This is a genomic window from Stenotrophomonas sp. YJH_SMC_16 (assembly GCF_059367875.1).
The window spans coordinates 21,442-42,990 of sequence record NZ_JCAFRH010000008.1; the positions used below are offsets into that span (position 1 = coordinate 21,442).

Sequence of the window (21,549 nt, forward strand, 5' to 3'; positions counted from 1 at the left end):
GCTCAACCCTCGTGGCGACGCGATTGGAGTTGGGCAACCAGCGCTTCCAGCTCGGCCAGCTCGTTGTCGCTGACCTGCTGGCGCTGCGACAGGTAGGCCACGAACGGCGACACCGACCCCTGCAGGGTGTTGTCGACGAACTGGGCCACGGCACCCTGCAACACGCTCTGCGGGCCACGGGTGGCCTGGTAGCGGTAGACGCCGTCCTGCTGCCGGCGCTGAAGATACCCCTTCGCCCGCAGCCGCTCCATCATCGTCAGCACGGTAGAGCGGGCCAGGCCACGGGCCTCGCCGTAGCCGCTGGCGACCTCGCCGACGCTGGCCGGCGCATGTTCATCGATGTACTGCAGCAGGGCCAGTTCCTGGTCCCCTATGGACTTGCCACGCATGACACCACTCCCTTGACTACACGTGTCGTCACTGTCAGCTTGACAACAACTGTAGTCAACCCCCCGGAAGTCATGGGCCGACGAACGGTAGGCCTATCCGGGGCGGTTAAACCTTTTCCGCCGCCGGTGCATCCGACCCTCGACGCCTTTCTGGAATCCCGCATGTTCCGCCCAACGCTTCGAGTCGTGCTCATGCTCATCAGTGCCCTGCCCTTCGCCGCGGTGTCTGCCAACCAGGACCAGGCCAACGACCAGACCCGCCGGCTGATCCGCCAGATCATGCTGGACGAGCGCATCCCCGGGCTGCAGCTGGCCGTGGTCAAGGACGGCCAGATCGTGCTCTCCGAAACCTATGGCTTGGCCAACGTGGAGAACGGCGTGCTCGCCTCGCGTGACACCCGCTTCCCGCTCAATTCAGCCACCAAGGCTTTCACCGGAGTCGCCATCGCACAGCTGGCGGAGCAGGGGCGACTGGAACTGGATGCACCCGCCTCGCGCTACCTGCACGATCTTCCAGCAGCATGGAAGGATGTACGCGTGCGCCAGCTGCTCGACCATACCTCGGGCCTGCCGGACATCCTCGATGCGAATGGCCTGCTGGGCGGTGGGTCCGAAGCGCAGGCATGGGCGGCGGTCACCGTGCGCCCTGTCGAAGCGCCACCCGGGCAGCGCTTTGCCTACAACCAGACCAACTACGTGCTGCTGGCGCGGATCATCGCGCAGCAATCGGGCATGTCCTACGAGCGCTTCCTCACCACGGGCCAGTTCAGCGGCGCACGCATGGCACGCACCACCTTCGGCGACAGCTATGACCTGATTCCGGATGTGGCGACGATGTACAGCCTGGCGCCGCGCGCCACCGATGCCGCCGACGCGCCGCCGCGCCTGTCGCACTGGTTCTACGACATCCCGCCGAGCCTATGGGCCGGCGGCGGCATCCTCACCACCGCCGACGACACCGCACGCTGGCTGGTCGCGCTGACCGAAGGCCGCCTGCTGCAGGACCACTCACGGCGGCGGATGTGGTCGGTCGAGCCTCTGGCCGATGGCCGCGCCGGTCCGTGGGCCGGCGGCTGGCCGGTGCTGCAGGCAGCGCCCGACCTGCAGGTGGCCGGCATCGGCGGCGCGCGCTCGGCCTTCGTGGTCTACCCCGCGCGAGGCGTGGCGGTGGTGGTGCTGACCAACCTGGTCGGTGCCAATCCGCAGCGCTTCATTCCACGCATCGCCGATTTCTACACGCCTGCCGCGACGGCTGCGAGCCTCATCCCCGCGGACCGCCCATCACCGGCAGGATCACTCCGCTGATGTAACTGGCACAGACCGGCGAAGCCAGGAACACATAGGCGGGCGACAGTTCTTCGGGCTGTGCGGGCCGGCCCATGTCACTGTCCTTGCCGAATTCGGCAACGTCCTCTGCCGCCTTGTCGGCCGGGTTCAACGGCGTCCACACCGGCCCCGGCGCCACGCAGTTGACCCGGATGCCACGTGGCAGCAGCTGGCTGGCCAGCGCCTTGGTGAACGCATGGATCGCGCCCTTGGTGGCCGAGTAGTCGATCAGCGCCTTGCTGCCGAAGATTCCCGTTTCCGATCCTGTGTTGATGATGCTGGCACCCTCGCCCAGGTGCGGCAGCACCGCGCGCGCCATCTGGATGTAACCGCCGATGTTGGTCTGCAGGGTTTCCTGCAGATGCACGTCTTCCAGGTCTTCCAGCCGCTCGCAATGCAGCTGGAACGCGGCGTTGTTGACCAGGATGTCGATGCCGCCGAACGCCTTGGCCACCTGCTTGACCGCCTTGTTGCAGAAGCGCGGATCACGCACATCACCGGCGATCACCACGCAGCGGCCGCCTTCGCGCTCCACGTGCTGGCGGGTGATGTCCGCGTCCTCGGCCTCGTCCAGGTGCAGTACCGCAACATCGGCTCCTTCGCGTGCGAACAGCACCGCCACCGCACGGCCGATACCAGAATCGCCACCGGTGATGATCGCGCGCATGCCCTGCAGCTTGCCGCTGCCGGCGTAGTCCGGTGCAAGGAAACGCGGCGCCAGCTCCAGTTCGTGTTCATGCCCAGGCTTGGCCAGCTGCTGCGCCGGCATCGCCTCCGGTTGCCGGCGCGCACCGGCCTGGGTCGCGGTCTTCTTCGTTGCTTTTTTTGCCGCGCGCACGTCCTTGGCCTTTTCTTGATCCTGCAGGCGCCGCTGCCGGGCCGCGACGCGCGCTGCGCGTGGATCGCTGGCGGCCGCCTTGCGGGTGGCAGTCTTCACCACGCGCGGGCGATCGGGGGCGGCGACAGTCTTGCTTGCGGTGCTGCCTTTGCGCACCTTGGGCGAGGCTTTGCGGCGGACGGGGGCTTTCTTGGTGGTGGCCATGCAGGTCTCCTCGGGAGGGAAAGGGGCTGCCGGCCAGCGGCCGGCACTACCGGGGGCGGCCCTTGCCGCTCCTGCAGTGTCTCCACCCACGCTGTTGGCGGCGGTGAGCGCGCCGTGTCCACGATGTGCACGGCATTCATTCCGCCACCACGTCTGACGTCGCACCCTGCACGCAATCAAACAAGGAACGCCTCCATGAAACTTGCCATCGCCACCGCCGCCGCCTGCTTTGCCCTTGCCGCCTGCAGCAGCACGCCAATGGCCCAGGTGCAGCCGATCGACGGCGTCATTTCCGGGCAGTGCCACAGCGACATGGTGCGCGGCGCACTCGGCCTGGCCGCTTCGGACGCCACCGTGGCCCGCGCACGCGTGGACAGCGACAGCCTGCACGTGCGGGTGCTGCGCCATGATGGTCCGCGGGTGCCGCCGGCCAGCGAAGGCGGCGACCGCCTGACCATCGAGAAGGGCCGCACCAACAACATCACCGCGATCTACTGCGGCTGAGCCGGCGCGCCCTGCGCAGCACGCGCAGGGTAGCCTGTTCCCACTGGCGCGGCCCGCGCAGGCCGGCCAGTTTCGCCAGTTCACCGCGCTCCCAGCCGGCGAACACGCACGGGTCGATGTAGGCCTTGCGGCACACCGCAGGCGTGTTGCCCAGCAGCGCTGCCACCTCGCACACCACCGCGCGCTGCGCCTGCGCCAGCGCGCGCTGGCTGGCCGGTTCCGGCAGCTCGGTCGCGGCAAACGCCTGCACCGCCGCCACCGTGCCGCCCCAGGTGCGGAAGTCCTTGGCAGTGAAGTCCTCGCCCATCACCTCGCGCAGGTAGTCGTTCACCGCGCCGGAATCCACCGGCTGCAGCGCACCGTCGTCATCGCGGTACTGGAACAGCGCCTGCCCCGGCAATTGCTGCAGGCGCCGCACCAGCAGCCCCAGCCTGCGGTCGCCCACGGTCACCTCCTGCAGCTGCCCGGACTTGCCGCGGAAGCGCATGCGCACCCGGCCCCCCTGCAGCAGCTCCAGATGGCGGTTGCGCAGTGTGGTCAGACCGAACGAACGGTTCTGCTGCGCATAGGTTTCATTGCCGACCCGCACCAGCGTGTCGGCCAACAGCGCGACCACCATGGCCAGCACTTTTTCCTTCGGGAACCCCGGCCGTTTCAGATCCCGCGACAACCGCCGCCGCAGCGTGGGCAAGGCCTCGCCAAAGGCGATGATGCGGTCGAACTTGCCGGCATCGCGCTCCTTCGCCCAGTCGGGGTGGTAGCGGTACTGCTTGCGCCCGCGTGCATCGCGGCCGGTGGCCTGCAGGTGGCCGTTGGCGTGGGCGCAGATCCACACCGCAGTGTAGGCCGGTGGAATCGCCAGTGCGCGGATGCGTTGCAGGGTGGTGGCATCGCGTATCGCGTGGCCATCAGCATCGCGGTAACTGAAACCCTTGCCGGCGCGGCGCCGGCTGATGCCCGGCTGGGTGTCGTCGACATAGCGCAGGCCGGCCGCGCGCGCGGCCTGTCGTTCGGGGGTGAAGGGAGTTGGCATGCCTGTAGTGTCGCTGTCGCCATGCCGCGATCCTGTCGATAACACAAGACAAACACGTGAGGGCCGGTTCGCCGCTATGCTCGGGTCTTCACAACCCCTTCCGGAGTCATGATGTCGTTCCCGATTCGCGCCCGTTCGCTCTCCGCCCTGTTGCTGCCGGCCGTGCTGGCCCTGACCGCCTGCCAGGCACCGGCGCTGGATGAACAGGATTCGGCCACGGCCCATGCGCAGCAGGCCGCCGAAGCCGCCAAGGCGCCGGCCGACGAAGCCGGCAAGGCCACCGAGGCGCCGCCGGTCGGCACCTGCGATGCCAGCCAGGTGCAGAGCCTGGTCGGCCAGGCCTACACCGATGCACTGGGCAAGCAGGCACAGGAAGATGCAGGTGCCAGCCAGGTGCGCGTACTGAAGCCCAACGACGTGGCCACGATGGAGTTTCTCGGCGACCGCCTGAACATCGAAGTGGACGCCAAGGGCGCCGTCAGCGGCGCGCGCTGCGGCTGACTCCGGCCCCGCGCCGGCACTGGGTTGCCGGCGCGTTCTGTTGCACCTGCAACCGTGTATTGCGGCGTTGCAGCAACCTGTGATCTAGTCGAGGCATCCGGTGGCCTCACGATGCGCTCCAGGGAATGAGCGGGGACGAGTGTCGCCGCCAACCCTATACGCATCGAGGTAGAGATGGCCCCCCGCAACCGCCAAGGGCTTTACGACCCGCGCTCCGAGCGCGATGCCTGTGGATTTGGCATGGTCGCCCAACTCGACGATCAACCATCGCGCCTGTTGGTTGACACCGCCATCGCCGCGCTTTCGCGCATGACCCACCGTGGCGGTGTCGCCGCCGATGGCCTGACCGGTGATGGCTGTGGCCTGCTGCTGCGCCGCCCCGATGCCTTCCTGAAACTGCTGGCCAGCGAAGCCGGTATCGCGGTCTCCGCGCGCTTCGCCGCCGGCCTGGTCTTCCTGCCGCACGACGCCGACGCGGCGCAGGCCTGCCGCGCGCAGCTGCAGGCGCAGGTGGAAGCGGTGGGCTGCAAGGTTGCCGGCTGGCGCGAGGTACCGACCGACGACAGCGTCTGCGGCCAGCTGGCGCGCGACACGCTGCCGCGCATCGAACAGGTGTTCGTCGACGCCGGCGTCGGCCAGGATGATGCCGGCTTCGCGCTGGCGCTGTTCCTGGCCCGTCGCCGCAGCGAGCAGCTGCTGCGCGAACACACCGACTTCTACGTCACCACCCTCACCCCGGATGCGATCAGCTACAAGGGCATGGTGCTGCCGGACAAGCTGAGCCGCTTCTTCCCCGACCTGCAGCGCCGCGAACTGGCCTCCAGCGCCATCGTGTTCCACCAGCGCTTCTCCACCAACACGCTGCCGCGCTGGCCGCTGGCCCACCCGTTCCGCATGCTCGCCCACAACGGCGAGATCAACACCATCGAAGGCAACCGGCGCTGGGCGCAGGCGCGCAGCAAGGTGTGGAAGACCCCGCGCTTCGACATCGCCGAATTCGATCCGGTCATCTCCATGCACGGTTCGGATTCGCAGAGCCTGGACAACATGCTGGAGCTGATGGTCGCCGGTGGCATGGAGCTGATCCAGGCGCTGCGCATCCTGGTGCCGCCGGCCACGCAGTCGCTGGAATTCAAGGACCCGGACCTGGCCGCGTTCTACGAATTCCACGGCCTCAACAGCGAGCCGTGGGACGGCCCGGCTGGCATCGTCGCCTGCGACAGCCGCTACGCCGTGTGTACCCTCGACCGCAACGGCCTGCGTCCGGCGCGCTGGATGCTGACCGCCGACCGCCACTTCCTGGTCGCCTCCGAAGCGGGCGTGTGGGAAGTGCCGACCGAGCGTGTGGTGCGCAAGGGCAAGCTCGGCCCAGGCGAAATGGTGGCCATCGACCTCAAGCGTGGTGACCTGCTCGACTCCGACGCGGTGGACCGCATCAACCGTGGTCGCGCGCCGTACAAGCAGTGGTTGCAGCAGGGCGTGACCTACCTGCAGACCGAACTGATCGACCCCTCGCTTGTGGAAGAGCCCTTCGACGAAGGCACCCTGCGCAGCTACCACAAGCTGTACCAGCTCAGCAGCGAGGAAGTGGAACAGGTGCTGCGGCCGCTGGCCGAGACCGAGCAGGAAGCCACCGGCTCGATGGGCGACGACACGCCAATGGCGGTGCTGAGCCAGCGCAGCCGACCGCTGTACGACTATTTCCGCCAGGCCTTTGCGCAGGTCACCAACCCGCCGATCGATCCGCTGCGCGAAGACTGCGCGATGTCCCTGTCCACCCAGCTCGGCAGGGAGACCAACATCTTCCATGCCGGCCCGGAGACGGTGAACCACGTCATCCTCAACTCGCCGGTGCTGAGCCAGCGCAAGCTGCGCCAGCTGCTGAAGATGGACCAGTACGTGCAGGCCAATCGCCTGCTCGACCTGTCCTACAGCGAAGACGAGGGCCTGCGTGCCGGCATCGAGCGCATCTGCGCCGAAGCCGAGCAGGCCGCACGCGACGGCATGGTGATGCTGCTGCTGTCCGATCGCTACCCGGTGGCCGGGCGGCCGATGGTGCATGCCCTGCTCGCCACCAGCGCCATCCACCACCACCTCTCGCGCCTGGGCCTGCGCTGCGACGTGAACCTGATCGTCGAGACCGGCACCGCGCGCGACCCGCACCACATGGCCTGCCTGCTCGGCTTCGGCGCCACCGCGGTGTATCCGTACCTGGCCTACCAGACCCTGTTCGATCTGGGCCGCCGCGGCATCCTCAAGCTGAGCAAGGGCGGTGAGCAGTCGCAGATCGGCCGCCGTTACCGCAAGGGCGTCTACAAGGGCCTGTCGAAGATCATCTCGAAGATGGGCATCTGCACCGTGGCCAGCTACCGCGGCGCGCAGCTGTTCGAGATCATCGGCCTGGAACCGGACGTGGTGGACCTGTGCTTCCCGGATACCGCCTCGCGCATTGGCGGCGCCGGCTTCGCCCGCCTGGACGCCGACGCGCGTGAGCTGTGCGCGCAGGCCTGGGACGCACAGCAGGACGTGGATGTTGGCGGCCTGCTGAAGTACGTGCACGGCGGCGAGTACCACATGTACAACCCGGACGTGGTGACCACCCTGCAGCGCGCGGCGCGCAGCGGTGACCCGCGTGCGTGGCAGCAGTACTGCGATGCCGTGCATGCGCGGCCACCGTCGGCGCTGCGCGACCTGCTGGAACTGATTCCGGCGGCCACGCCCGTGCCGCTGGACGAGGTCGCCCCGGCCAGTACCCTGTTCCCGCGCTTCGATACTGCTGCGATCAGCCTGGGCGCACTGTCGCCGGAAGCGCACGAGGCGCTGGCCATTGCCATGAACCGCCTCGGTGGCCGCAGCAATTCCGGCGAAGGTGGTGAGGATCCCGCCCGCTATGGCACCGCAAAGCGCAGCAAGATCAAGCAGGTGGCCTCGGGCCGCTTCGGCGTCACCGCCGAATACCTGGTCAACGCCGAGGTGCTGCAGATCAAGGTCGCGCAGGGCGCCAAGCCCGGCGAGGGTGGCCAGCTGCCCGGCCACAAGGTCAACGAACTGATCGCGCGGCTGCGCTACGCCCGGCCGGGCATCGGCCTGATCTCGCCGCCGCCGCACCACGACATCTATTCGATCGAAGACCTGGCCCAGCTGATCTACGACCTCAAGCAGGTCAACCCGACCGCGCTGGTGTCGGTAAAGCTGGTCAGCCATGCCGGTGTGGGTACGATTGCCGCCGGCGTGGTCAAGGCCGGTGCGGACCTGATCACCATCTCCGGCCATGACGGCGGCACCGGTGCCTCGCCGGTCAGCTCGATCCGCTATGCAGGTGTACCGTGGGAGCTGGGCGTGGCCGAAGCGCACCAGGCGCTGCTGGCCAACGACCTGCGCGGGCGTACCCTGCTGCAGACCGATGGCGGCCTGAAGACCGGCCTGGACGTGGTCAAGGCCGCACTGCTGGGTGCCGACAGCTTCGGCTTCGGCACTGCGCCGATGATCGTGCTGGGCTGCAAGTACCTGCGCATCTGCCACCTCAACAACTGCGCCACCGGCGTGGCCACCCAGGACGAACGCCTGCGCGAGAACCACTTCACCGGCCAGCCCGAGCGCGTGGAGAACTTCTTCCGCCTGCTGGCCGAAGAAGTGCGCGGCTGGCTGTCGTACCTGGGCGCGCGTTCGCTGGAAGAGATCGTCGGCCGCACCGACCTGCTGCGGCAGATCGAGGCAGCGCCCCGTGATGGCGTGCGCGTGGACCTGTCACGCCTGCTGGCCGACAGCCGCTACGAGGGCAGCCATTGCGCCGCGCAGCGGCTGTACGAATCGCCGGACAGCCTGGCCACGCAGATGGATGGCCTGCTGGCCCCCGCCATCGAGCACAAGCGCGGCGGCGAACACCGCTTCCTGATCCACAACACCGACCGCAGCATCGGCACCCGCCTGGCCGGTGCAGTGGCGCGCGCGCACGGCAACCAGGGCATGGCCGAGGCGCCGCTGGAACTGCGCTTCCGCGGCAGCGCCGGGCAGAGCTTTGGCGCGTTCAACGTCGGTGGCCTGCACCTGGAAGTGGAAGGCGAAGCCAACGACTACGTCGGCAAGGGCATGGCCGGTGGCCGCCTGGTGGTGCGCCCGCCACGTGGCGCCCGCTTCGAGGCACGCAGCACCGCGATCATCGGCAACACCTGCCTGTATGGCGCCACCGGGGGCGAGCTGTTCGCCGCCGGCCGCGCGGGCGAGCGCTTCGCGGTGCGCAATTCCGGCGCGCTGGCGGTGGTCGAGGGCGCCGGTGATCACTGCTGCGAGTACATGACCGACGGCGTGGTGCTGGTGCTGGGCAAGGTCGGCCTGAACTTCGGTGCCGGCTTCACCGGTGGCCTGGCCTACGTGCTGGACGTGGACCGCGATTTCGTCGATCGCTACAACCACGAGCTGATCGACATCCATCGCGTCTCCGCCGAGGGCTTCGAGAACTACCGCCAGCATCTGCATCGCCTGATCGGCCGCCATCGCGAGCTGACCGGCAGCATCTGGGCGCAGCAGATCCTGGACGAGTTCCGCGATTACATCGGCAAGTTCTGGCTGGTCAAACCGAAGGCCGCCAGCATCGAGTCGCTGACCGAAACCCTGCGACGCGCTGCGTGATGTTTTCCGGTAGTGCCGGCCGCTGGCCGGCAACGTTCCCCCTCGCATTCCAGAGCCCGCCATGAGCCGCAAGCACGCCTTCCAGTTCCTCGACCTGCCCCGCACCATGCCGCAGCGCATTCCGGTGGAACTGCGCACGTCCGGCGACTGGGGCGAGCTGTACGGCAAGTTCGGCAAGGAAGATGCCCAGTACCAGGCCGGCCGCTGCCTGGACTGCGGCAATCCTTACTGCAGCTGGAAGTGCCCGGTGCACAACGCCATTCCGCAGTGGCTGCAGCTGGTGCAGGAAAACCGCATCCACGAGGCGGCCACGCTGTGCCACAGCACCAATCCGCTGCCGGAAGTGTGCGGCCGGGTGTGCCCGCAGGACCGGCTGTGCGAAGGCAGCTGCACGCTGGAAGAGTTCGGTGCGGTGACCATTGGCGCGGTGGAGAAGTACATCGTCGATACCGCGCTGGCCAGCGGCTGGCGCCCGGACCTGGGCGCGGTACAGCCCACCGGCCACAGCGTGGCGGTGATCGGCGCCGGCCCCGCCGGGCTGGCCTGTGCCGACCGCCTGGCACGCGCTGGCATCACCGCCGTGGTCTACGACCGCTACGAACAGATCGGCGGCCTGCTGCAGTTCGGCATTCCCAGCTTCAAGCTGGACAAGGACGTGATCCATCGCCGCCGCGAAGTGCTCGAAGGCATGGGCGTGCAGTTCCGCCTCGGCGTGGAGATCGGCCGCGATGTCAGCGTGCAGCAGCTGCTGGACAGCCACGACGCCGTGTTCGTCGGCACCGGCGCCTACCGCTACACCGATGGCGGCCTCGACGGCCAGGACCTGAAGGGCGTGCTGCCGGCGCTGCCGTTCCTGGTGCAGAACAGCCGTATCGTCAGTGGCGATGACCCTGAGGGCCGGCCGATCGCCGGCTGGGAAGACACCATCGCCCTGCCCGATCTCAACGGCAAGCGCGTGGTGGTGCTCGGTGGCGGCGATACCGGCATGGACTGCGTGCGCAGCGCCGTGCGGCTGGGCGCAGCCAAGGTCACCTGCGCCTACCGCCGTGACGAAGCGAACATGCCCGGCAGCGCGCGCGAAGTGGCCAATGCACGCGAGGAAGGCGTGCGCTTCCTGTTCAACCGCCAGCCGCTGTCGATCGAGGCCGGTGCTGATGACGAAGTGATCGGCGTGACCGTGGTCGAGACCCGGCTGGGCGAACCGGATGCCAACGGCCGCCAGAACGCGGTGCCGATCGAGGGCAGCGAATCGCTGCTGGAAGCGGACGTGGTGATCATCGCCTTCGGCTTCTCACCGACCTTGCCGGCATGGCTGTCCGAGCATGGCGTGGAAGGCCAGTCCAACGGCCGCATCGTGGCCGGCGGCAAGGACCGCCTGCCGTTCCAGACCGCGCATCCGCGCCTGTTCGCCGGTGGTGACGCAGTGCGCGGTGCCGATCTGGTAGTGACCGCCGTGGCCGAGGGCCGCGACGCCGCCGCCAGCATCGTGCGGCTACTGGCCCACTGAGTCCGGCACCAGCAGTACCGCCAGCAGCGCCCGCAATACGTGCGGCTCCACCGGCTTGGCCAGGAAGTGGTCGATGCCAGCCACACGACAGGCTTCGCGGGTGCTTTCCATCACGCTGGCCGTGAGCGCGATGATCGGCACCTGCGCTCGCGCCGGGCAGGCATCGGCGCGGATCGCCCGCGCCAGTGCAAAGCCGTCCATGCCCGGCATGTGGCAGTCGGTGATGACCAGGTCGAACGGCTGCGCCTGCCATGCTGCAAGCGCCGACCATCCGTCGGTACAGGCGTGGACCTGCAGCCCGAGCGCACGCAGGCGTTGCTCCAGCAGATGCAGGTTGGTGGGATGGTCTTCAGCCACCAGCACGCGCGACGCCGGCAATGGACGCTCGTCCGCAACCGCCGCCGAAGGTGCAGCCACGGGTGCCTCGCAGGCATCCAGGTCCAGATCCAGCCAGACCGTGGTGCCTTTCCCGGGTGAGCTGCGCAGCTGCAGCTCCGCGCCCATCGAGGTCGCCAGCTCGCGGCAGATCGCCAGGCCCAGCCCACTGCCGCCGAAGCGCCGTGTGGTCGAGCGCTCCGCCTGGGTATAGGCGGCGAACACCGCCTGCTGGCGTTCCTCGCTGATGCCCACGCCGCTGTCGCTCACCTGCAGGCGCAGCTGCTGGCCGCCGTCACGCTGCTGCAGTACCTGCACCTGCAGTTCCACGTGGCCCTGCCGGGTGAACTTCAATGCGTTGCCGGCCAGGTTGAACAGGATCTGGCGCAGGCGCAGACCGTCGGCCAGCGATCCCGGCTGCATCTCCGGATCCAGCACCACCTGCAGGTGCAGGCCGCGGCTGGCGGCCACCGGCATCAGCAGTTGCTGCACCGCACGCACCAGTGCCGCCAGATCGATGGGCCGCAGCTGCAGTGGTGCGCCCTGCAGGCGCTGGCTGTGCAGGACATCGTCGAGGATCTGCCGCAACATCCGCGCGGCATCATCGACCGTGGCCAGCACCTGCTGCTGGCGCGCCTCCAGCCTGCTGCCCGCCAGCCGTTCGAGCATGCCCAGCAAGGTGCTCATCGGGGTGCGGATCTCGTGGCTCATCGTTGCCAGGAAGTGCGCCTTGGCCTGTGCTGCCTGTTCGGCCTGGCGGCGCGCGTCGGCCAGCGCGCGGGTACGTGACTGCACTTCGCTGACGTCGATCCAATAGCCGCTCCACTCGACGTCGCTGTCGTCGCAGGGCAACGGCCGCCCATGCGAACGCACCCATCGCCACCCTTGTGGCGAACGGGTGCGGAAAGTGACGTCGATCGGGCCACGCGCCAATGCAGCCGTCTCGACACAGGCCATCACCTGGCTGCGGTCATCCGGATGGACCGCGGCCAACAACCGCTGGTGATCGATCCGCGCGGTCTCCACGCTGATTCCGAACAGGGCCTGCACGTCACCGGCGATCTGCGGAAAGCTGTAATGGCCGCCCGCCGACCGACGCGCCTGGTAGACCACCGCCGGCAGGTTCGCAGTCACCTCCTGCAGGCGCTGCTCCACTACTCGGCGGCGCACGCTTTCGCGATGCACCCGCCAGTAACCGTAGGCATGTACCAGCGCCAGGGCGAGCAGGATCAACGAGGCCGGCACCAGCCAGCGCAGGGGCGACGATGACGGGGAATTACGCGGCCGGTCCGGCAGCCAGTCCGCGCGGATCTGTTCGCGCTCGGTATCGGTCAGCTGCGACAGCGCGTGCTCGAAGCCGACGATGACATCGGCGCAGGCGGGCGTGGTCGCCAGCACCAGGGCATCATCGAAACCGGCCGGCGCAGCGATCAGCAGTGCATCGCCCTGGTAGCGGCGCAACGCGGCCTCGACGTCGCCGAGGTTGGCGACGACCGCATCGATCAATCCGGTGCCCAGCAGCGGGAGCGCATCGTCCAGCGCTGCCGGTGGCAGCAGCTGTGCACCCGCTGCCTGCTCGGCCAGCAGCCCCTGCAGCGGCATCCGGCTGGGGCTGGCCACGGTGCGTCCACGCAGATCTTCCAGGCCCAGCACCGGCGGCGTACCCTCCCGGCGGACGATCACCTGTGGCAGCTGCAGGTAGGGCGTGCTGGCCACCCACCCGGCGGGCAGCTGCGAGCGTGGCCACCCCAGCAGCGCCTGGGTGCCGGCCGGCAGCTCATCCCGGTCCACGCTGGCGGCCGGCACGGGCAGCAGCTGCAGTGGCCGTTGCCGGCCCAACAGCTCCAGGTACACCGCGCCGAGCCCCCGTGCCTCACCCTGTTCGCTGGACGACAAGGGTGCGCGGTCGGAAGGCCAGGCGATGCGCAGCGGTGTCCTGCAGCCCGTGGCGGAGGCCGTGGCAGGCAGCAGCAGGCTGGCCATGACAGCAATGGCTGCCGGGAAGCCGGCGACATTCACGGTAGGCATCCTCATCTCGCGGGCGGAAGGAACGGCCGCGCTGCGGTACCGCTGCCTGCCACGCTATCGACGTGCGGACCGACGGCAATGAAGAAAGTTGTAAAAGCATCCAGATAGGGGAATGCCGACATACACTGCCGCCTTCCCCCGTAACTGCGGAGCGTTCGATGCGCATCGGCCTGGCTGCCAACCGTCTTCATCACCACGACGCGCGCGCCGCGCTGTTCCGTTGGCTGCGCAGCAGCGAGGCCGGCCTGCGCGAACTGGGCGTGTCGCTGCATGCGGTCGGTCGCACCCATGACGCGATCGAACGACAGGGCTTCCTGGCCGGGTACGCGGGCCTGCACCGTTATCCCTACGGTCGCGAGGGTGGCCTGATGAAGCTGGTCGCCGAAGTCGTTGGCATGGGTCCGGATCGGACACTGGATGGCGCGATCTACCTGATCGACCCGGTCGATCCGTCCTCGGTATTTCCGGAAGCCACGGCGCTGAAGCGCCAGTGCGTGATTCACGGCAAGCCGTTCATTTCGACCGTGGCCACCGCACGCGACTGGGTCGAAGTGGAGCGCGTCCACGCCGGGCTGGCGGCAGACGGCGGCGCCGACGACCTGCATGCGTTCGAAGGCCAGACGCTGGCGCTGATCGCGCACGATGCGATGAAGCCGGCGATGCTGGCCTTCGCCGATGAGCACTTCGATGTGCTGGCCCGGTTCGGTGAGCGGGTGGCGACGGGCACCACCGGCCAGCGTTTGAACGAACTGGCCTGGAGCCGGGGCTGGCCACGTGATACGCCGTGGGTGACGCGCTACCAGAGCGGCCCGATGGGCGGTGATGCGCAGATTGCCGACCGGGTGCTGGAGGGGCGCTGCCAGCGTGCGATTTTCTTCGAGGATCCGCACGTGGCGCGCCAACATGAGGCGGATATCCAGCTGCTGGAGCGCGCGGTGACGACGGTGACCGATCAGGCGGTGTGCATTACGGCGCCGCGGGTGGCGGCGCGGTGGGCGGCGGCGGCGGCGCTGCGGGCGGGGTGAGGGTTTCGGCCAACGGCTGAGCCCTTCGTGGTCGGTGGGGTCTGCACGATCATGAGGTTGGCCGGGATGGGTGGAATTGCGGGGGACGCCGTAAACCCGTCCCTGGGGGCTTGGCCGCGGCATCCATGCCGCGGACACCCCCGCAATCCCACCCATCCCGTCCTTCGACAGTTTCCGGTGTGCCCACCACGGAAGAAAGAAGGAAGAGCAGGAGCGGGTCGCGCGCTTCTGTAGAGCCGAGCCCACGCTCGGCTGCATTCAACGGCAGCCGAGCGTGGGCTCGGCTCTACAGTTACAGAAGCTGGCGAAGCATGGCCTTCAGGCGTCGCCCTTCCAGCTGGAAGTAGTCGCGCTGCTCGCGCCAGGCGGGGAAGCGTTGTTCCACTTCGTGCCAGAACGCGGGCGAGTGGTTGGGCTGGATCAGGTGGCAGAGTTCATGCACCAGCACGTATTCGAACGCTTCCGAGCGGCCCAGCACCAAGGCCAGGTCCAGTGCCATGCTGCCGTCGGGGGCCAGTGAGCCCCATTGCGAGGACATCACCTTCAGCCGCAGGCGGCTGGGTGCGCGCGGCAGGGTGGGCAGGTACTTCGGCAGCCAGCGCCCGACGTCGGCGCGGGTCTGGGCTTCGTAGAACTCGCGCAGCAGACGGCGCAGGGTGGCGTCACCACCACGGGTGGGCCACTGCACGCAGGCGCCGTGCGCGTCGATCTCCAGGCGCGCATAGCGGCCTTCCTGCCAGCGCAGTGGCAGCAGTTCGCCGCGCAGGGGCAGCACGCCGTCTTCGCCGGGCTGCAGCGGCGCCGGCAGGCCTTGGCCCTGGTACTGGCGCAGCTGCAGTGCAAGCCAGTCGCGGTGCTGTTCCAGGAAGCGTTCGCCCATCGCCAGGCTTGCCCGCGGCGGCAGGGTCAGGCGCGCGCCGCGCTCGTCCACGCTCAGCTTGATGCGCCGTGCACGCGGATCACGCACGCGCAGTACCTCGATCTCGGCATCCTCCAGGCGCAGGCGAACGGTGTCGCGCTGTACGGTGGCGGGCGGGGTCGGGCTGATCAGGCGGCGCAACAGACGGCTCATGCACCCAGCATAGCGCTGCTTCGGGCCGCCGGATGACCGGCGGCCGTCGGGCTGCCTGTTCAGTCAGCCTTGCTGAGCTTGAAGGCTTCTTCCAGCAACAGGAACAGGCGGCGGATCTCGGCGCTCTGCAGGGCGAAGCGGGCGTCGAACTCGGCGCGGCGGCCATCTTCGTCGGCATGCTCCAGCTGGTCCAGGGCACCGTCGAGGAACTTCAGCTTGCGCACGATCAGGTCGTCGCCGATCACGAAGGACAGGTTGTCCTCGAAGATCAGCGCCAGCTTGGTCACCTGCTTGCCGGCGTCCAGGTGCTTGTCGATCTCGTCGCAGCGCAGCTCCTGGTGCTGGCACTTGACCACCGCGCCACCTTCCACCGGGTCCTTCATCTCGCACTCTTCGCCCAGGCTCAGCCCGGTCGGCAGCGGCTCGCCGGCGATCCAGCCGGTCAGGATCGAGCGCGGCGCGACTTCGGCGTTCAGCGGCATCGCCGGGAAGCTGCCGAGCAGGCCGCGGATGTCGGACATGAAGTACTCGCCGGTCTTGCGGCTGGAGGTGTCCACCGCGACGTAGCCGTGCTGCAGGTCGATGAAGGCGTCGTTGCGCGAGGACTTCACGAAGGCGCGCGGCAGCAGTTCATGCAGCAGGTCGTCCTTCATGCGCTTGCGCTCGCGGCCACCCGGGCGGCGGCCTTCCTTCTCCTCGATCTCCTCCAGCTTGCGCTCGAGCAGGTCGTTGACCACCGCCGCCGGCAGGATCTTGTCCTCCCCGCCCACGGTCAGCCACAGGTGCTCGGCGATGCGGTGGGAGAGCAGCTCCTTCTCCTCGCGGCCGAACGGCGAGATGAAACCGCGCGAGTTCATTTCCAGCGCGCCGACCGGCTTCAGCAGGGCGTGCGGCAGCAGGGTGTCGACTTCGGAAAAATCGGTGGTGGTCGGGAAACGGAAGAACGTCAGGTTGCGAAAGAACATGGAATTCCGGATGGCAAAGAGGAAGGGCGGCCGACCTTAAACGGCGGGCGTCTCGGGATCTGCGTCGGCGTCGGCCGGGGAACCGGCCAGCCAGGCATGGGCGTCGGGCAGCGGCGCGTCGTCGCGACGGCCCAGCGCCATGAAATCGAACAGGGTGGTGTCAGCCAGCTGCGAGGGCCGGACTTCACTCATGGCGCGCGCGATCTGCTCGATGCGGCCCGGGTGGTCCTTCTCCCACTGCTTCAGCATCAGGCCGACCTGGCGGCGCTGCAGGTTCTCCTGGCTGCCACACAGGTTGCAGGGAATGATCGGGAACTGGCGCGCCTGCGCGTACTCGACGATGTCACTCTCGCGCACGTAGGCCAGCGGCCGGATCACCACATGCTTGCCGTCGTCGCTGCGCAGCTTCGGCGGCATGCCCGACAGCTTGGCGTGGTGGAACAGGTTCATGAAGAACGTGGCCACCATATCGTCGCGGTGGTGGCCCAGCGCGATCTTGGTGAAGCCATGGCTTTCGGCGTAGTTGTACAGCGCACCACGACGCAGCCGCGAGCACAGCGAGCACATCGTCTTGCCTTCCGGAATGACCCGGCTGACCACCGAATAGGTGTCCTGCTCGATGATGTGGTACGGCACGCCCAGCCCTGCCAGGTACTCCGGCAGCACGTGCTCGGGGAAGTCCGGCTGCTTCTGGTCCAGGTTCACCGCCACCAGCTCGAACGGCACCGGCGCCTTCTTCTGCAGCTGCAGCAGCACGTCCAGCAGGGTGTAGCTGTCCTTGCCGCCGGACAGGCAGACCATGACCTTGTCACCGGCTTCGATCATGCCGAAGTCGGCAATCGCCTCACCGACCTGGCGGCGCAGGCGCTTGGCCAGCTTGTGCTGCTCGCGCTCGGCCACGCGCGGATCGCGGGCGGCGCGCGGCTGGGAACGCGGCAGGGGATCGGGAAGGGAAATCACGGCACTCATGGGTTCCATTCTAACGGCTCGGAGCGGCCACGGCCGGGGGTCGGGATTCCCCTCTCCCGGCAGTCATCATCGCTGTGTATGCTCGGAGGCTGTGGACACTTACAGCCCCGCCGAGATCGTCGAGCACCTCGCCGCCCTGCGCGCCGAGCACCGCCTGCTGGATGAACAGATCACCCGCATGGCCGCCAATGGCGAGGACGAACTGGAAGCCAAGCGCCTGAAGCGGCGCAAGCTGCAGTTGAAGGACTGCATCGCCAGACTGGAAAGCCTGCAGATTCCCGACGAGCCGGCCTGAGCGGTGGCCCATCCACGCATGGCGTGGATCTACTGCTTCGCCCCTGGTAGATGCCAACCTTGGTTGGCATGCCGTTCGCCGGGCATGGCCATGCCCGGCGCTACCTTCAATCCTGCGGCGCCGGCTCGTCCGGGCGTGCCGCTTCCGGGCTGACCCGTTCGATGGTGTGGCGCAGCTCGCGGCCGAGGATGAACTTGGCGTCCTTGGCCCAGGCATCCAGGCGCTCGTCGAACAGCAGCTTGCTGTTCTCGTCCGGCCACACCAGGCGCAGCTCGCGCAGCTTCTGGATGAAGCCACGGAACAGGGTGCGGTCGAAGAACTCCGGCGCGGCCGGTGCATAGAGCAGGCTCAGACGCTGCGCCGCCTGCTGGCACAGGCTTTCCAGCTCGGCCGCACCCAGCACGCCCGGGCCGTTCTTCACCAGCACCGAAATGGCGATGTAGTAGCGCTCGAATGCCTGCTGCAGTGAATGGCCAATCGCACGCAGGCGGAACACCTCGTCGGTCTGCCCGGTGTTGCGCGCCAGGATTCCACCGTCGTCATCGTTGACGTTCTGCAGCAGGCCCTCGCGCACGAACACGTCGATGGTCTGGTCGATGCGCTGGGCGAACTCGTCCTCGCTCCACGGCAGGAACAGTTCGGCCTGCAGGAACGGGTACACCGTGCGGCCCAGCTGGACCAGGCCGGTGCGGCTCATGCGGCGGTTGTTCTGGAAGCAGCAGGCCACCCACGACGAGGCGGTGAACAGGTGCAGCACGTTGTTGCGGAAGTAGCTCAGCAGCACCGCGGTATCGCCGCTGACGCTGAGCACGTCGCCCAGCGGATGCTTGATACGGGTGAGGACGTTGATTTCCTCGGCGTGGGCGATGATCCGCTCCGGCGAGTGCGGGGTCACCGTCACCCGGTCCGAATACGGCATCTCGACCAGCAGCGTCTTGCACAGTTCGATCTGCGCGATCAGGTCGGCCTCGCCCATCGCGTGCTTCGGCGTGGACAGCAGGGCCAGCGCCAACAGGTTGATCGGGTTGACGTCGGCGGCGCCGTTGATGCGCACCTGGATGCGCTCGGCCAGCGTATCCACCGTGGTCGACAGCCAGGCCGGCTTCTCGTCTTCGGAAACCGCCTCGCCCTTCCACTCCGGCGCCTTCTCGGCCAGCACGTCGTTCAGTGCGATCGGTTCGCCGAAGTTCACCACCACCTGGCCGTAGTTCTGCTTGAGCACCTTGGGGATACCCCACAGCAGCGACCAGATCGATTCCTTTTCCTTCGGCCGGCCGGACAGTTCGTCCAGGTAGCTGCCGCCCTCCATCAGCTTCTCGTAGCCGATGTAGATGGGCTGGAACAGCACCGGCTTGCGCGGCTGGCGCAGGAACGCACGCAGCGTCATCGAGATCATGCCGCCCTTGGGCTGCAGCAGGCGGCCGGTACGCGAGCGGCCGCCTTCGACGAAGTACTCCAGCGAGTAGCCGCCGGCCACCAGCTGCGCGACGTACTCACTGAGCACGGCCGAGTACAGCGCGTTGCCGCGGATCGAGCGGCGGATGAAGAACGCACCGCCCTTGCGCAGCAGGGTGCCGACCACCGGCAGGTTCAGGTTGATGCCGGCCACGATGTGCGGCGGCACGATGCCACGGTCGTACAGCAGGTAGGACAGCAGCAGGTAGTCCATGTGGCTGCGGTGGCTGGGCACGTAGACCACTTCGTGGCCCGGCGCGGCGGCCTTGAACTTGTCCAGGTGGTGCACCAGCACGCCCGCATAGATGCGGTTCCACACGTGGCTGAGCATGAAGCTGGCCGAGCGCACCACCGGGCTGGAGTAGTCCGCGGCGATTTCCCAGGCGTAAGCATGCGCCTTCTTCCAGGCGTCGGCCGGCTTCGAGTTGTCGCGCTTGGCCTGCGCGGCGATCGCTTCGCGCACCGGTTCGGCGGCCAGCACCTGGTCCACCAGCAGGCGGCGGGTCGACAGGTCAGGGCCGATCACCGATTCACGGATGCGGCGGAAGTGCGTACGCAGCACGCGCTGCAGCTTGCGTACCGTGCGCTCCGGCTCCAGGCCTTCGTCCACGGTGCTGCGCAGCGAGATCGGCGGGGCGAAGCGGACGATGGTACTGCGGCCGTTGAGCAGCACCGCCAGCAGGCGGCGGAAGCGGCCCACCAGCGCCCAGTTTTCCGAGAACAGCACCGCGAACCAGCCGCTCTGCTTGTCCGGCGCGCGGCCGACGAAGATCGACACCGGCACCAGATGCACGTCCAGGTCATCGCGCACGCGATGGGCCTGCAGCACCTTGGCCAGCGAATCGGAATGGGTCTTGGCGCCGCGCTGCTCGGGGATCAGCGAGTTGCTGGAGCTGCGCCGCGACAGCGCCAGGTAGGCGCGCTTGCGGCCGGTCGGATCACCGGCCAGCGGCACCAGCGGCGACGGCAGCCCAGCCTGGCGGCAGGCCTTGTCCAGGATCAGCGCGTTGGACAGGCCGTAGTCTTCCAGCACGTACATGACCGGGCGGCCATCGTTGTACTGGCCCGGGTCTTCCGGCTCGATCTTCAGCGACAGCCACGGCTCGACCAGGCGGCCCAGCAACCGTGCCCACAGCGGGCGGCGGCCGGCCGGACGCGCATGCGCGGGCGGCGGTACCGGGTTCGGGCCGGTACCGGTCGAGGGGGACGCCGGCACCGTATCGGCGGGCGTCGACTGGGATTCTTCGCCGGGGAACGGCAGCGGGTTCTGTTTCGACATCGGCGCCATTATGGCTTAGGCGGCGGCGTTGCCGCTTCCCCACCCTCGGCGGGGGCTTCAACCGGGGCGGGGGCCGCCGCAGCGCGGGCCGCATCGGCCTTGCGCAGCAACGCGTCGGTGTCGGCCAGGGTGCGGGTCAGGTACCAGTGGCCCTCGCGACGGCTCAGCGGCAGCTGCAGGGTCATTTCGCGGCCAGCCAGGTCGTAGTGCAGGCGTACCAGCGCATTGTCACCCTCCACCGAGAGCAGCTCACCGCGCACGCTGCGCAGCGCATCGTCCACGCCCAGCCCGTAGCTGCCCAGCACCGCCTTGAGGGTGTGGATGAACGGCGCGAGCTGCTGCAGGCTGCCTTCCATGCCCGCGGCCTGCATGCCGGCCTCATCCTCGAAGCCGACCTTGCTGGCTGCGCCGACCAGCGCGGCGATGGTGCTGCGCGCGCGGGCGCGGTCACTGATCGGTGCCCCCTGCGCCCAGCTGGCGAGGGTTTCGACGAGGGCGATGTAATGCGCCTGCTGGCCCGGTGTGTAGCCCTTCTGATGGCGCAGGTACTGCACACCGAAGTTGCCCATCGACTGCGCGGCCTGGCGCACGGCACCGGCCTGGCCTGCCAGCTGGCGGTCGAAGCTGCGTTGCAGTTCGGCGCTGGCATTGGGCGCGCGCAGCGCGGCCAGCATCGGCAGCAGCTGGTCACCGAGCGGCAGCTCGGTCAGCGGCCACTGGCTGCGGCCCTCGGCCCAAGCCTGCTGCAGGCGCTGGTACTGGCTCGGCGGTACCGACAGCTTTGCATAGCCGACCAGATCGTCTTCGGCCAGGCGCAGGGCCATCGCCTGCACCGCCGCAACCGGTTCGGCCGCCGGCCTGGCCGGATCGTTGGCCGATTCACGACACGCGGCCACCGCCAGCAGCAGCATGGCTGCCAGCCCCCATCCACGCGCAGACCTTCCTCGCACTGCCACGCTCATGCACTCGGACTCCCCGGACCGGTCCGCATCTTGCGGCCTGCGACGTGACAGCGGCAAGCCGGGACGTCACGGTTTCCGCTGTTGCCTGTGCAAGTCACTGATCAGAATAAAAAAAGAGCCGGGATCACGGGGATCACAGGCTCTTCAAGCCGGCGCGGGGCCGGTGGACAGTGTTGTGGCACATGTCCGGTCC

The 21,549-nt window shown here is 68.3% G+C and carries 16 protein-coding genes; 7 read left to right on the forward strand and 9 right to left on the reverse strand.

Annotated features, from left to right (window positions below; genetic code table 11):
- Positions 1-2: 2 nt before the first annotated feature.
- A complete protein-coding gene (locus AC5P6E_RS16825; protein WP_019338681.1) occupies positions 3-389 on the reverse strand; it encodes a BlaI/MecI/CopY family transcriptional regulator in 387 nt (128 codons plus the stop codon).
- Between the two features lie 192 nt (positions 390-581).
- On the opposite strand from AC5P6E_RS16825, the gene AC5P6E_RS16830 reads away from it, so the two are divergent.
- On the forward strand, positions 582-1,694 hold the full coding sequence (locus tag AC5P6E_RS16830) for a serine hydrolase (protein ID WP_043452410.1): 1,113 nt from the start codon (positions 582-584) through the stop codon (positions 1,692-1,694).
- Here AC5P6E_RS16830 and AC5P6E_RS16835 read toward each other — a convergent pair.
- Positions 1,651-2,757, reverse strand: a complete 1,107-nt coding sequence (locus tag AC5P6E_RS16835) for an SDR family oxidoreductase (RefSeq protein ID WP_019338683.1) — start codon at positions 2,755-2,757, stop codon at positions 1,651-1,653. The two genes, AC5P6E_RS16830 and AC5P6E_RS16835, sit on opposite strands and share 44 nt — an antisense overlap.
- A gap of 195 nt (positions 2,758-2,952) precedes the next feature.
- Between AC5P6E_RS16835 and AC5P6E_RS16840 the strand changes: the two genes are divergently transcribed.
- The gene (locus AC5P6E_RS16840) at positions 2,953-3,261 is read left to right on the forward strand and encodes a hypothetical protein (protein WP_010487302.1); all 309 of its coding nucleotides are present in this window, start codon (positions 2,953-2,955) and stop codon (positions 3,259-3,261) included.
- On the opposite strand, the gene AC5P6E_RS16845 is transcribed toward AC5P6E_RS16840, so the two are convergent.
- Positions 3,239-4,294, reverse strand: a complete 1,056-nt coding sequence (locus AC5P6E_RS16845; protein WP_019338684.1) for a DNA topoisomerase IB — start codon at positions 4,292-4,294, stop codon at positions 3,239-3,241. The two genes, AC5P6E_RS16840 and AC5P6E_RS16845, sit on opposite strands and share 23 nt — an antisense overlap.
- 111 nt (positions 4,295-4,405) lie before the next feature.
- Between AC5P6E_RS16845 and AC5P6E_RS16850 the strand changes: the two genes are divergently transcribed.
- The 3 genes from AC5P6E_RS16850 (at position 4,406) to AC5P6E_RS16860 (ending at position 10,931) form a co-directional block, all read left to right on the forward strand.
- Entirely contained in the window at positions 4,406-4,795 is a 390-nt protein-coding gene (locus AC5P6E_RS16850) for an I78 family peptidase inhibitor (RefSeq protein WP_029380146.1), read from the forward strand.
- Positions 4,796-4,969: 174 nt separating this feature from the next.
- Positions 4,970-9,424 carry a glutamate synthase large subunit gene (gene gltB, locus AC5P6E_RS16855; protein WP_019338685.1) on the forward strand — a complete coding sequence of 1,485 codons (4,455 nt, stop codon included), beginning with the start codon at positions 4,970-4,972 and terminating at the stop codon, positions 9,422-9,424.
- Positions 9,425-9,485: 61 nt separating this feature from the next.
- Positions 9,486-10,931, forward strand: coding sequence for an FAD-dependent oxidoreductase (locus tag AC5P6E_RS16860; protein ID WP_010487309.1), 1,446 nt, complete (start codon positions 9,486-9,488; stop codon positions 10,929-10,931).
- Here AC5P6E_RS16860 and AC5P6E_RS16865 read toward each other — a convergent pair.
- Complete coding sequence (locus AC5P6E_RS16865; RefSeq protein ID WP_329835267.1) at positions 10,917-13,325, reverse strand: ATP-binding protein; 2,409 nt, start codon at positions 13,323-13,325, stop codon at positions 10,917-10,919. The two genes, AC5P6E_RS16860 and AC5P6E_RS16865, sit on opposite strands and share 15 nt — an antisense overlap.
- 167 nt (positions 13,326-13,492) lie before the next feature.
- Here AC5P6E_RS16865 and AC5P6E_RS16870 point away from each other — a divergent pair, with 167 nt between their 5' ends.
- Positions 13,493-14,359 carry a methylglyoxal synthase gene (locus tag AC5P6E_RS16870; RefSeq protein WP_010487313.1) on the forward strand — a complete coding sequence of 289 codons (867 nt, stop codon included), beginning with the start codon at positions 13,493-13,495 and terminating at the stop codon, positions 14,357-14,359.
- Between the two features lie 292 nt (positions 14,360-14,651).
- Here AC5P6E_RS16870 and AC5P6E_RS16875 read toward each other — a convergent pair whose 3' ends face one another.
- Genes AC5P6E_RS16875 through ttcA form a run of 3 tightly spaced genes read right to left on the reverse strand, consistent with a single transcriptional unit; the run spans position 14,652 to position 17,365 of the window.
- Positions 14,652-15,431, reverse strand: coding sequence for a M48 family metallopeptidase (locus tag AC5P6E_RS16875; protein WP_010487316.1), 780 nt, complete (start codon positions 15,429-15,431; stop codon positions 14,652-14,654).
- Positions 15,432-15,490: 59 nt separating this feature from the next.
- The gene (locus AC5P6E_RS16880) at positions 15,491-16,396 is read right to left on the reverse strand and encodes a recombination-associated protein RdgC (RefSeq protein ID WP_005411825.1); all 906 of its coding nucleotides are present in this window, start codon (positions 16,394-16,396) and stop codon (positions 15,491-15,493) included.
- 36 nt (positions 16,397-16,432) lie between these two features.
- On the reverse strand, positions 16,433-17,365 hold the full coding sequence (gene ttcA / locus AC5P6E_RS16885) for a tRNA 2-thiocytidine(32) synthetase TtcA (protein ID WP_029550675.1): 933 nt from the start codon (positions 17,363-17,365) through the stop codon (positions 16,433-16,435).
- Between the two features lie 91 nt (positions 17,366-17,456).
- On the opposite strand from ttcA, the gene AC5P6E_RS16890 reads away from it, so the two are divergent.
- On the forward strand, positions 17,457-17,660 hold the full coding sequence (locus AC5P6E_RS16890; protein WP_005421068.1) for a YdcH family protein: 204 nt from the start codon (positions 17,457-17,459) through the stop codon (positions 17,658-17,660).
- A 106-nt stretch (positions 17,661-17,766) separates the two neighbouring features.
- Here AC5P6E_RS16890 and plsB read toward each other — a convergent pair whose 3' ends face one another.
- Positions 17,767-20,403, reverse strand: coding sequence for a glycerol-3-phosphate 1-O-acyltransferase PlsB (plsB, locus tag AC5P6E_RS16895; protein ID WP_329835226.1), 2,637 nt, complete (start codon positions 20,401-20,403; stop codon positions 17,767-17,769).
- Positions 20,403-21,356, reverse strand: coding sequence for a hypothetical protein (locus AC5P6E_RS16900; RefSeq protein WP_019338155.1), 954 nt, complete (start codon positions 21,354-21,356; stop codon positions 20,403-20,405). The genes plsB and AC5P6E_RS16900 overlap by 1 nt, the downstream gene beginning before the upstream one ends.
- Between the last annotated feature and the right edge of the window lie 193 nt (positions 21,357-21,549).